General features: G+C 65.0%; 10 protein-coding genes, 1 tRNA gene and 2 pseudogenes. 8 read left to right on the forward strand and 5 right to left on the reverse strand.

What is annotated here, in order from left to right; genetic code table 11:
• The coding region (locus tag EOD07_RS07590; protein ID WP_164772105.1) for a mannitol dehydrogenase family protein at positions 1-1,252 on the reverse strand (1,252 nt) is incomplete at its 3' end.
• Between the two features lie 181 nt (positions 1,253-1,433).
• On the opposite strand from EOD07_RS07590, the pseudogene uxaC reads away from it, so the two are divergent.
• From uxaC to EOD07_RS07610, 4 genes and pseudogenes are all read left to right on the forward strand, one after another.
• Positions 1,434-2,841: pseudogene (gene uxaC, locus EOD07_RS07595) on the forward strand (glucuronate isomerase).
• A gap of 61 nt (positions 2,842-2,902) precedes the next feature.
• A complete protein-coding gene (gene kduD, locus EOD07_RS07600; RefSeq protein ID WP_127234723.1) occupies positions 2,903-3,670 on the forward strand; it encodes a 2-dehydro-3-deoxy-D-gluconate 5-dehydrogenase KduD in 768 nt (255 codons plus the stop codon).
• Positions 3,648-4,035 (forward strand): annotated as a pseudogene (locus EOD07_RS07605) (cupin domain-containing protein). The gene kduD and the pseudogene EOD07_RS07605 overlap by 23 nt, the downstream one beginning before the upstream one ends.
• Before the next feature lie 228 nt (positions 4,036-4,263).
• Complete coding sequence (locus EOD07_RS07610) at positions 4,264-5,010, forward strand: sulfotransferase (RefSeq protein WP_245469947.1); 747 nt, start codon at positions 4,264-4,266, stop codon at positions 5,008-5,010.
• 26 nt (positions 5,011-5,036) lie between these two features.
• On the opposite strand, the gene EOD07_RS07615 is transcribed toward EOD07_RS07610, so the two are convergent.
• Positions 5,037-5,663 (reverse strand): LysE family translocator, encoded by a 627-nt coding sequence (locus EOD07_RS07615; RefSeq protein WP_127234728.1) that lies wholly within the window; start codon positions 5,661-5,663, stop codon positions 5,037-5,039.
• A 254-nt stretch (positions 5,664-5,917) separates the two neighbouring features.
• Between EOD07_RS07615 and recQ the strand changes: the two genes are divergently transcribed.
• Positions 5,918-7,762 (forward strand): DNA helicase RecQ, encoded by a 1,845-nt coding sequence (recQ, locus tag EOD07_RS07620; protein ID WP_127234730.1) that lies wholly within the window; start codon positions 5,918-5,920, stop codon positions 7,760-7,762.
• Between the two features lie 117 nt (positions 7,763-7,879).
• On the opposite strand, the gene EOD07_RS07625 is transcribed toward recQ, so the two are convergent.
• Entirely contained in the window at positions 7,880-8,401 is a 522-nt protein-coding gene (locus EOD07_RS07625; RefSeq protein ID WP_127234732.1) for a hypothetical protein, read from the reverse strand.
• A 177-nt stretch (positions 8,402-8,578) separates the two neighbouring features.
• Positions 8,579-8,668: transfer RNA gene (locus tag EOD07_RS07630), tRNA-Ser, on the reverse strand.
• 324 nt (positions 8,669-8,992) lie between these two features.
• On the opposite strand from EOD07_RS07630, the gene EOD07_RS07635 reads away from it, so the two are divergent.
• From EOD07_RS07635 to EOD07_RS07645, 3 genes are all read left to right on the forward strand, one after another.
• Positions 8,993-9,682, forward strand: coding sequence for a 50S ribosomal protein L21 (locus EOD07_RS07635; RefSeq protein ID WP_127234734.1), 690 nt, complete (start codon positions 8,993-8,995; stop codon positions 9,680-9,682).
• Positions 9,683-9,782: 100 nt separating this feature from the next.
• Positions 9,783-10,052: a 50S ribosomal protein L27 gene (gene rpmA / locus EOD07_RS07640; RefSeq protein ID WP_095767205.1), complete on the forward strand. Its 270-nt coding sequence runs from the start codon at positions 9,783-9,785 to the stop codon at positions 10,050-10,052.
• A 123-nt stretch (positions 10,053-10,175) separates the two neighbouring features.
• Positions 10,176-10,763: a GNAT family protein gene (locus EOD07_RS07645; protein WP_127234735.1), complete on the forward strand. Its 588-nt coding sequence runs from the start codon at positions 10,176-10,178 to the stop codon at positions 10,761-10,763.
• A 184-nt stretch (positions 10,764-10,947) separates the two neighbouring features.
• Here the strand turns inward: EOD07_RS07645 and EOD07_RS07650 are convergent, their stop codons facing one another.
• Positions 10,948-11,811 carry an endonuclease/exonuclease/phosphatase family protein gene (locus tag EOD07_RS07650; protein ID WP_127234737.1) on the reverse strand — a complete coding sequence of 288 codons (864 nt, stop codon included), beginning with the start codon at positions 11,809-11,811 and terminating at the stop codon, positions 10,948-10,950.
• Positions 11,812-11,850: the final 39 nt, after the last annotated feature.

The raw sequence follows: 11,850 nt of genomic DNA on the forward strand, positions 1-11,850 counted from the left end.
CCTCGGGCAAAGGACCGCCGCGCGCGGCGCATGCCGCGATCCACGCGGCGACAACAAGCGACAGATGTTCCGGCAGCAGGCCCGCCTCAAGCCTGGCAAGCGCTGAAGCGACGATGCGCTGCGGCAGCTTCTGGCTGCCGTCATTGGCGATCTGCGCCGTGCGGTGGGCGAGCGCGGTGTTGGAAAAGCGATCGGCGAGCTCGGCCGTGTAGGCGCTTGTGTCGAGCCCGGCATCCTGCGGCAGCGTCGGGATGGCCTCGGCCCAGAGCCGGTCGACGAACTGCCTTATTGCCGGATCGGCGAAGGCGCGGTCGACGGTGGCATGGCCGCCGAGCAGGCCAAGATAGGCGATGCCTGAATGCGCGCCGTTGAGCAGCCTCAGCTTCATGTCCTCGAACGGCCGCACATCCTCGACCATGGTGACGCCGAATTTCTCCCAGGCCGGCCGGCCAGCGGGAAAGCGGTCCTCGATCACCCATTGCCGGAACGGCTCGGTCATCACCGGCCAGGCGTCCTCGAGGCCGAGTTCGTCGGCGATGCGCGCCCGGTCGGCATCGGTGGTCGCCGGCACGATGCGGTCGACCATGGAAGACGGGAAGGCGACTTCGTCGGCCACATAGCGCCCGAGATCGGCATCGCGCAGCTTCGCGAATTCGATCAACAGCCGGTGCAGCGTGGCGCCGTTGGCCGGCAGGTTGTCGCAGCAGAGCACGGTGAAGGGAGGCGTGCCGGCAATGCTGCGGCGCGCCAGAGCCTCGGCGAGAAAGCCATGCGCCGTCTTCGGCGATCCGGAGTTGGCGAGGTCGTGGACGATGTCGGGGTGGGCGCTGTCGAGCGTGCCGTCGGCTGCCCTGAGATAGGCCTTCTCGGTGATGGTGAGCGTGACGATGCGGATGCGCGGGTCGGTCAGCGCGGCGAGCACCGCGCCGGGGTCTTCCGGAGCGACGAGCAAGGATTGGATCGAACCGATCACCTGCAGCTGTTCGCCGGCGCTGTCCCGGATTGCCAGCGTGTAGAGCCCGTCCTGCGGCTTGAGCGCATCGCGCGTGTCGGGGCTGCGCAGCGAGACCCCGACGATGCCCCAATCGCCTTCGCCATCCGCCAGACAGGCATCGACATAGGCGGCCTGGTGGGCGCGGTGGAAAGCGCCGACGCCAAGATGGACGATGCCGGGCGTGATGGCGCGGCGGTCATAGCCCGGGATGACGGCCGGCACATTCGCAATCGTCAGGTTCGACAGGCGCTTCTTCATCGGGCGTGAAGTCTCCAATCGCTTGCGGCCAGGCCGCGCTGGATGACGGCAAGTTCGGTGGCGGCGTAGCACCCGCCGCCCCCGTCGACAATGGCCGCGGCACGCTTAAGGCGCGCAGCCTTTCGTGTGTTGACACCATTTCCCTCGGACCCTACCGGTGGATCACCGGAGGAGGACCGACGTGGCCGCATTGACCGATCCGGATCTGCTGTTTGCCGCCGAAGGGCGCCAACTTTCGCTCGCACGTGCCCTTTACGCCGGCGTGAAAGACCTGCCCATCGTCAGCCCGCACGGTCATACCGACCCGCGCTGGTATGCGCTCGACGAGCCGTTTCCGGACCCGGCACAGCTGCTCATCGTGCCTGACCATTACATCTTACGCATGTTGTTCAGCCAGGGCGTGAGGCTGGAAGAGCTCGGCGTGGCGACGCTTGACGGTTCGCTAGCCGAAACCGAGGGCCGCGCGATCTGGCGGCGTTTCGCCGAGCATTACTATCTCTTCCGCGGCACGCCGACGCGGCTCTGGCTCGACCATGCGCTCGAGCATTTGTTCGGCATCGCGGAACCGCTGACCACCGCCACCGCCGACCGCTGCTACGATACGATCGCCACGCTGCTGCAACGCGACGACTATCGTCCGCGAGCGCTGTTCGAGCGCTTCAACATCGAGGTGATCGCGACGACCGAAGGCGCGCTCGACGAGCTCGAATGGCACCGCACGATCCGCGACAGCGGCTGGAGCGGCCGCGTCGTCACCGCCTACCGGCCGGACGCCGTCGTCGATCCCGATTTCGAAGGCTTTGCTTCCAATCTCGATCGCCTCGGTGAAATCACCGGGTGCGACACCGGCAACTGGGCCGGCTATCTCGAGGCGCACCGGAACCGGCGCGCCTATTTCAAGGCGTTCGGCGCCACCTCGTCCGATCACGGCCATCCCACCGCCGAGACCGCCAATCTCTCCGACGCTGCGGCGGAGGAGCTGTTCAACCGTATCCGCCGCGGCTCGGAGGACGGCCGCGAGCGAAAACTGTTCCGCGCCCAGATGCTGACCGAAATGGCCAAGATGAGCCGTGACGACGGCCTGGATGCAGATCCACCCTGGATCATGGCGCAATCATTCCCCTTCCGTTTTCCAGAAGTTCGGCCGCGACAAGGGCTTCGATATCCCGACCCGCACCGATTACGTGACGGCGCTGAAGCCGCTGCTCGACTGCGTCGGGCTGGAGCGCGACCTCGCGATCATCCTGTTCACGCTGGACGAGACGAGCTACGCGCGCGAGCTGGCGCCGCTCGCCGGCGTCTATCCGGCGCTGAAGCTCGGCCCGGCCTGATGGTTCCATGACAGTCCGGAAGGCATGCGCCGCTTCCGCGAGATGACCACCGAGACGGCCGGCTTCTACAACACCGTCGGCTTCAACGACGACACGCGCGCCTTCCCCTCGATCCCGGCGCGCCATGACGTCGCGCGCCGCGTCGATTGCGCTTTCCTGGCGCGGCTGGTCGCCGAGCATCGACTGCGCGAGGACGAGGCGCACGAGCTGGCCGGGGAGTTGGCCTATACACTTGCCAAGAAGGCCTATCGGCTGTGAAGACGCGCCGCCACGGAACGACCGATCCTTCGATCGGCGGCAAGCGAAAGGCATGACGAGCTTGAGCGATCTTTCCGCCTTCAGCCTCACGGGCAAGCGCGTCCTGGTCACCGGCGCCAACACGGGCATCGGGCAAGGCATCGCCGTGTCGATCGCGCGCGCTGGCGGCCTGGTCGTCGGCGTCGGCCGGTCGGCGATGGACGACACCGCCGGGAAAGTCGCGGCCGTGGGCGGCAGCTTCGAGGCGGTCAAATCCGATCTCGGCGATCCGGCGGAGGCCGCGGCGATGCTCGACCGGGTCTGGGGCGAGAGCGGCCCGCTCGACGGCCTCGTCAACAATGCCGGCATCATCCGGCGCGCCGATGCGGTCGACCTCAGCGAAGCCGACTGGGACGAGGTGATGGACGTCAATTTGAAGACGGTTTTCCGGCTCTGCCAGAGCTTTGCCAGGCGCGTGCTGGCGGAGCCCGGACGGCTCGGCAAGATCGTCAACATCGCCTCGGTGCTGAGTTTCCAGGGCGGTATCCGCGTCGCCTCCTATACGGCCTCGAAACACGGCGTGCTCGGCCTCACAAGGCTGCTCGCCTGCGAATGGGCGGCCAAAGGCATCAACGTCAACGGCATCGCGCCGGGCTATGTCGAGACCAACAACACCGAGGCCTTGCGCGCCGACCCGGACCGCAGCGCCGCCATCCTCGGGCGCATCCCCGCGGCGCGCTGGGGCCGGCCGGAGGATATCGGCGATGTGGCGGTTTTCCTGCTCTCGCCGGCATCGGACTACATGCACGGCGCAATGGTGCCGGTCGATGGCGGCTGGCTGGCGCGATGACGTTTCTACCTACTTCGAACGGAAGCTGAGCGATGACCGATATCTTTTCCCACGCGGGCGAAAAAACCTGGGAGCCGACGCCGGACGGCAACAGGCGGCGCGTGCTGGTGCACACCGATGAACTGATGATGGTCGAGTTCGCCTTCGACAAAGGCGGCGTCGGAGCGCTGCATTCGCATCCGCATGTCCAGGCAAGCTATGTCGCCGAGGGACGCTTCGAGGTCACCATCGACGGCCGATCGGAGATCCTCGAAACAGGAAGCAGCTTCATCGTGCCGTCCAACCTCGTGCATGGCGTCAAGGCGCTGGAGGCCGGCCGCCTGGTCGACAGCTTCGCGCCTTGCCGGGCCGATTTCCTGGGCTGAGTACCAAAAGAAAAGCCCGCGCCGTCGGGCGCGGGCTTGTTGCCTGGGCGCTTATCGCGCCGCCGCGGTACTCAAACATCGCCGCAGAAGAGCGAGGGTGCTGCAGCAGGGTAAAGATAGGTTTAACAGCCCCCTTGGTCTCCAGCCCTTGAAACCCGCCCGCATATCGGCCAATCAGCTAGCGGCGGTCACGGCAATGTGATCCGGCGCGATCGGGGATAGGGGATTGTGCGGAAACTTCAGGCGGCTGTCGGTTTTCTGGTTGCCCGATCGAGCAGGGAGCTCGATCGCCTTGTGACGGCCGTCAAAATTCGCTGGCGGTCGAGGCCGAATGCGCGGGCCGCGCGGACCAACAAGATATTCATAGCCGGATGCGCGCGCAGCGGAACGACCTTGACGCAACGCGTCATGGAAAGCTTCGAGGATACGTTCGTCTGGCCGCCCGAGGCGCGGCACACGAAGTTCTATCTGCTGGACCGCCAGGAAAGCAATCTGGTCATCAAGCGCGATTCCCGGGCCTTCGCCCATCTTGCGAAACTGCCCGCCGACATCGGTCTCATCTATTGCGTTCGACATCCCTTGGATGTGCTTACCAGCGTGCATCCGCAGACCATGAAGGAGCGTCGATTTCATACCACGGCCGACCGCTGGGTCCAGGAATACGATGCCCTGCTGAGCTTGCGGAAGGCGCAGCCGGCGCGGGATATTCTTTACCTGCGCTACGAAGACACGATCGCCGATCCGGACGCTGTGCAGCAACGGATCGCAAACCGGTTCGGACTTCGCCCGAGAGTGCCGGTGACCGGAGACGGAGGGCGCCCCATCCACGCACGCTCGCTGCGCAAGTGGGAGCGCAACGAAGACTATCGTGCCTATCTTCAAAGCCAGCTGTCGCCGGCCGTTCTTGGACCCATGCGGGCCTTCTGTCGCGAATTCGGCTATGACATGCCGGCCTGGGCTGGGGCTACCGGGTGAAGCGTCCTTAGAGTGTTTCGCCTTTTCTAGCGCTGCTGCAGCGCCAAGCGTATGCCGAGCGCGCAATAGATGCCGCCGACCACCTTGCCCTGCCATTTCAGCACCGCCGGATTGCGGCGCAGGAAGGAACCCAGGCCGCCAGCGCTGACGGCGAAGACGATTGTGCTGAAGAGCCCGAACAGGACGAAGATGATGCCGAGCAGCATCAGCTGCAGCATCACGAAACCGCCTTGCGGGTGCACGAATTGCGGCAGGAAGGCGAGGAAGAACAAAGCGGTCTTCGGATTGAGCACTTCGGTCAGGATCGCCTGCCGGAAGGCTTTGCCCGCGGAGATGGGCAGCGTCCTGCCCGCCAGGCCGGCCGGCGCCTTTTCGAGAATGGCGCGGATGCCGAGATAAACGAGATAGGCCGCGCCGATATATTTGACGATGCTGAACAGCATCGCCGAAGCGGCGATGATGGCCGAGATGCCGACGATGGCCATGATGGTGTGGATCACATCGCCGGCGGCGACGCCGGCGCCGGTGGCGATGCCGACTTTCGTGCCCGAGCTGGTCGCCCGCGCGACCGTGAGCAGCGTCGCCGGTCCCGGAATGAAGACGAAGCCGAACACGACCGCGACGTAAGTGATGAGCGTGGCGGGATCGATCATGCGAAGGTTCCTTTGCGTCGACCGCCGGGCTCCGGCGACTTGAAACCATAGCACCTCGGAATGCATCGGCGGAACTCCCGGGCGCTATGCCAGCGGTCGCTTTCGAATGGCGACATCGGCCCGGAGCGACGGGATTCCAGCCGAGCACGGTTGTGGCCGGATGAGCCCTGCGCTACTTCAGGGCATCACCTGGTGAATCACTTGTCTGCTCTTCGCACCTTCCCGAAAACAAACTCCTGCCCGGTGTCTGCCTGATGCCGGCACAGGCAGCGAGCATCCGGGCCGAAGATCACAAGCGGCGCGTCCTGAAAGACGTGTTCGGCTTCGACGATTTCCGCCCCGGACAGGCGACCGTGATCGAGGCGCTGCTCTCCGGACGGCATGTGCTGGCGGTGATGCCGACAGGCGCCGGCAAATCGCTCTGCTATCAGGTTCCGGCGCTGGTCAAGGGCGGGCTCACCATCGTGGTGTCGCCGCTGGTCGCGCTGATGCAGGACCAGGTCGCCGCCTTGCGCCTTGCCGGCGTGGCCGCCGACACGATCAATTCCTCGCTCGACCGCGAGACCAATGTGGCGGCCTGGCGCCGCGTCGCTTCCGGGCAGACGCGGCTGCTCTATCTGGCGCCGGAACGGCTGATGACGGAGCGGATGCTGGATGCGCTGTCCAGGCTCGATGTCGGCCTGATCGCCATCGACGAGGCGCATTGCATCTCGCAGTGGGGCCCGGCCTTCCGGCGCGAATATGAGGACCTGTCGCAACTGCGCGGCGTGTTTCCGCACGTGCCGATCATCGCGCTGACGGCGACGGCGGACGAGGCCACGCGCGCCGACATCGAGGCGCGGCTGTTTGCCGGGCGCGCCGAAACGCTGGTGCTGGGCTTCGACCGGCCCAACATCAAGCTGGCGATAGAAGCCAAGCAGGACAGCAAGCGCCAGCTGCTGCGCTTCATCGAGCGCCACCAGGGCAAGAGCGGCATCGTCTATTGCCTGTCGCGCCGCAAGACGGAGGAGATGGCCGCCTTCCTCGAGAAGAACGGCGTGCGGGCGCTCGCCTACCATGCCGGCATGAGCAAGGAGGCGCGGGAGGCCAACCAGAACGCCTTCATGAGCCTGTCGGGCGTCGTCATGGTGGCGACCATCGCTTTCGGCATGGGCATCGACAAGCCCGACGTCGCCTATGTCTTCCACACCGACCTGCCGGGCAGCCTGGAGGCCTATTACCAGGAGATCGGCCGCGCCGGACGCGACGGACGGGCGGCGGAAGCGCACATGCTCTACGGCGCCGGCGACATCCGCACGCGCCGAATGTTCATCGACGAGGAGGATACCTCGCCCGAGCACAAGCGGCGCTCGCATCGCCGGCTCGACACGCTGATCGGCTATTGCGAGACGGCGCAGTGCCGGCGCCAGGTGCTGCTCGGCTATTTCGGCGAGGAGGCGCAGGCCTGCGGCAATTGCGACAATTGCCTCGACCAGGCCCCGCGGGCCGATGGCAGCGCCGAGGCGCGCATCATCCTTGCGGCGATTGCGCAGAGCGGCGAGCGGTTCGGCGCCTCCCATGTCATCGACATCCTGCTCGGCCATGAGACCGAGAAGGTGCTGGCGAGAGGCCATCAGAAGCTCGAAAGCTTCAGGACCGGCATCATGCACAGGAAGCCGGTCTGGCTGTCGCTCGTCCGGCAACTTGTCGCCGGCGGCTTCCTTGTGCCCGATCCCGATGGCCATGGCGGCCTAGTCATCTCCGAAAGCGGCCGCGCGCTCGGGCGTGGCGAGGTCGCGTTCGAGTATCGTGTCGAGGGCGGGGACCGTCTCGCGCGCGGCAGGAAACGCGCCGCGCAGGGTTCGGCCGCGGATGGCGAGGGCGTCGACGCATCGCTTCTGGCGACGCTCAAGACATTGCGGCTGCGGCTCGCCAAGGAACGCCAGGTGCCGGCCTATGTGGTGTTCTCCGACCGCACCCTGATCGACATGGCCGAGCGCCGTCCGCGCGACCTCGACGACTTCGCCGAAGTGAATGGCGTGGGTGCGGCGAAGCTGAAGGAGTTCGGCGAGGTTTTCCTGAGCGCGATCGCGGCGCATCAGGCGGATGGATTGGACTGAAGGTCTTGCCGTAGGAGGGTGCGGCGCGCCATCATCGATCGATCTGTGCCGGCGACCGGTATGGCTTACTCACCGATCGATCTGTTTGAGCCCAATCCTGCAGCCGCCTTGAACCGGCTAACGCCAAAGGCAGACCTTGACGTCCTTCCCGACATAGCAGGCGCCGTCACGGCGAAGCTCCCCCCAATCGCCTCCCTCGCCATGCGTGTCGCGAATATCCCCGTTCGCGTAGCCGGCCCAAGCATCGCCGTCCTTGTAGACAACGGCCCAGTAATCCTTCGACATCTCGCCAGCCCCGCTATGCGTGTCGGGATAGTCGATGCCTGCGAAAACCTGCTTGGGCCCCTGGATGTTGAAATCGCCGCCCTGCTCGATCTGATAGGAGCATTTTCCGGAGATGCGGGTCTCGCCGTGAACGACCAGCAGGCAGCGACCCCATTTGTAGCCGCTCGGCAGACGGTGCTGTGCAGCTTGCGCGTGGGAAGGCGAAAGGGAAAACGCAATTGCCAGGGCGGCCGCTATGGTTGGCGCGGCCGATAGGCAATCCAAGAGCCGACCAGACCCTGTTGGATTCCACCCAGCGCGCATGTCGAACGCCCCCCGAGGATGATCCCCTGAAATCATATGACTATCGACCATGGCCGGATTTTTGTCACGCGACTGTGCGCTGCTTCACGGCCGGAGTATGGACCGATCGAGACGCGTCGTCTGGAGTGAGTCATTTTATTGAGGCCTCCTTCGCTACAGCTTCGGAGGGCATCCTGCTTCGCGCGGAAGACAGGGCTGATCCTGCGAAGCGCGCAGCGCAAAGCAGGATGGCGGAGAGGGAGGGATTCGAACCCCCGATACCCTTGCGAGTATGCCGCATTTCGAGTGCGGTGCATTCGACCACTCTGCCACCTCTCCGCGAGGTCATGGTCGGCCGTTGCCGGCGCGGCGCACTAGATAACGGCTGACCGCTCCGGTTACAAGGCCCTAATCGAGCGATTTCCGGCTTCCGCGAAAAGCGATTGCGACGGAACGGACCGATAGTTGACGGCAATGCCGCTCGCGCCCTCTCAGCGAAGGCCGCTTGCCTTGACTCCGGCGCAACCTTCGGTTAGGGACAGCCCGCATTCGGCGTGGAGGCTCTTCCGCGCCGCTTGTTTTTTGAACCCGCAGACTGACAAAAAGACGGCCGAACCGCCTCAGGCGGCTCATCAAGGCCGACCGAACAGCGAAAGGCTAAAAATGTTCGCAGTCATCAAAACGGGCGGCAAGCAGTATCGCGTCGCCGCCAACGATCTCCTGAAGATCGAGAAGCTTGAAGCCAAGGTCGGCGATATCGTCGAGATCGGCAATGTGCTCGCGCATGGCGAGGGCGAGAATGTCACCTTCGGCGCGCCGTTCGTCGATGGCGCCATGGTCACGGCGGAAGTCGTCGAGCAGGGCAAGAACCGCACCGTCATCGCTTTCAAGAAGCGCCGCCGCCAGAATTCGCGCCGCAAGATCGGCCATCGCCAGCTTCTGACCACCGTCCGGATCGCCGAGATCCTGCTGGGCGGCGCCAAGCCGGCGAAGAAGGCCGCCGCCAAGGCAGAGGCCAAGGCTGAAGTCGCCGCCGAGGCAAAGGCCGAAGCCGCGCCGAAGGAGCCGAAGGCCAAGAAGGAAGCTGCCCCGAAGGCGGAAGCCGCTTCGGGCGAAGAGGCAAAGGCCGCGCCGCTGTTCAAGGCGCCGAAGGGCGAGCCGGACGACCTGACGGTCATCAAGGGCATCGGCCCGGTCGCGGCGAAGGACCTCGCCGAGCAGGGCATCGTCACCTTCGCGCAGCTCGCCAAGCTCACCGACAAGGATGTCGCCAAGATCGACGAGCACATGCCGTTCAGCGCCGACCAGATCAAGGACTGGCGCGAGCAGGCTAAGGAACTGGCGAAGAAGTAATTTTTCCGGCGGCGATCGTCGCCGGTACGGGACTTGAAACGGAACGCGAACGCGTTCATAAGACCATTCAAGCGCCTCAGGGCGCATCGGAGTTAGTCAAATGGCACACAAGAAAGCTGGCGGTTCGTCGCGCAACGGGCGCGATTCGCACTCCAAGCGTCTGGGCGTGAAGAAGTTCGGCGGCGAAGCCGTCATCGCCGGCAACATCATCATCCGTCAACGCGGCACGCAATGGCATCCGGGCACCAATGTTGGCATGGGCACGGACCACACCCTCTTTGCGCTCGAAGCCGGCGCAGTCACCTTCAACAAGAAAGCCAACGGCCGAACCTACGTATCGGTGAACCCGATTACCAAAGCAGCGGAGTAGCCGGTTCCGCACCATAACACCGGCGCCCATCTCGGGAACCGGTGTCTGGCCAGGCCAGGAAAAGGATCAGGAGAGATGGGCTTGCCCTCTCTCCTTTTTCATTTCTTGCCCTGGAGGACTAAAATGGTTGCCGAAGCGGAAGATACCGAAGACGAAAGTTATGCGATCGATTGCCCGGTGCTGGCTACCGAGCGGCTGATCATGCGCGCCCCGCGCGAGAGCGATCTCGAGCATCTCGTCACGCTTGCCGACAACCGCCATGTCGCCGAAATGCTGGCCCGCATGCCGCATCCCTATGGCGAAGCGGAAGCGCGCACCTTCCTTGCCATGGCGGCGTCGCGGCGCGCCGGCATCGTCTATGCGCTGACGCTCAAGGATGGCGGCACCTTCGTCGGCTGCGCCGGCTTGAACACCACCGATCGCGGCCTGGAGCTGGGCTACTGGATCGGCGAGCCCTATTGGAAGCGCGGCTATGCCACAGAGGCCGCGCATGCGCTGGTCGACCTCGCCTTCCAGAACACCTCGATCCAGGTGCTGCATGCCTCGACCCGGGTGATCAATCCGGCCTCGCGCCGGGTCATCCACAAATGCGGGTTCCAGTATGCCGGCCAGGGCATGCTGAACTCGATCGTCGCCGGCCAGGTGCCGGTCGAGCGCTATCGGCTGGATCGCAAGACTTGGACCAGTCTCAGAAACTGGGTGCACTTTTGATGGTTGCTTTCGAGGGCTGAGCAAGCGCCCCCTCACCCGGATTGCCAGCCGAATTGCGAAGGGCAATTCGGGGCAATCCGACCTCTCCCCAAGGGGAGAGGAGCAGGCAGGCGCCGGCGCCTGCCTCTTCTCCCTTCGGGGAGAAGGTGGCCGCGAAGCGGCCGGATGAGGGGGAGTCCGGAGCTTAGCCGAGTTCGGTCCACAACGGCAGATGATCCGATCCAATGGCGTCACGGTCGGACCACAGGCGCTTCAGCGATTTGGCCAGCGAGGCGCTGGTGAAGATGTAGTCGATGCATTTGTGGCGGCTTTTGTCGGCGGGCCGGTCGGGATCGACCCAGGTGACGAGATCGGCGACGGCAAGACGCTGGGCGACGTCGACGGCGAGATCGGCGGTCAGCGGCATGCCGAACTCATGGTCCGGGCGGCCGGCGAGCTCGACATATTCGGGCGAGCCCGGCAGCATGTTGAAGTCGCCCATGACGATGAAGGCTTCCGGATAGGGCAGGTCCGGCAGGCCGATCTCGGGAATGCCCGACAGGCCGCCGCCTTCCAGCGCGTAGTTCAGGAGGCGCTGGCGCAGGAAGCGGATCTGGCCCTGGCGCTCGACCGGGCTGCGGTGGTCGAGATGGGTGGAATAGAAGCGGATGAAGCCGAGCGGCGTCTCGATCAGCGCTTCGAGCGCGCCGCGCTGGAAGTTCATGGTCTCGAGGCTGCGGCTGCGCGGCAGAAGGAGATTGCGCGACAGATGAATGGGCGTCTTCGACAGCACCATGTTGCCAAGCTGGAAGGAGGTCGAGATGGCGCGGCCGTTCTCCAGGCGCGAGCCGATATTGACCTCGAAATTGCTGCCATAGGCGGCAAAATATTCGGGCAGCGCCTCGCCGATCTCGGCCACCATGTCGCGATCGCCGTTGCGCGGGTTGTTGCGGGTCACTTCCTGCAGCGCGATCACATCGGCGCCGCGCACCGCGTCGGCGATGCGGCCGACATCATATTTGCCGTCGAGGCCGATGCCGTATTGGATGTTGTAGGTGACGATCTTCATTCCCGCGCCTCCCAGTCTCGCCCCCAAACAGTGCTACCG

The sequence above is a fragment of the Mesorhizobium sp. M2C.T.Ca.TU.002.02.1.1 genome, from assembly GCF_003997225.1.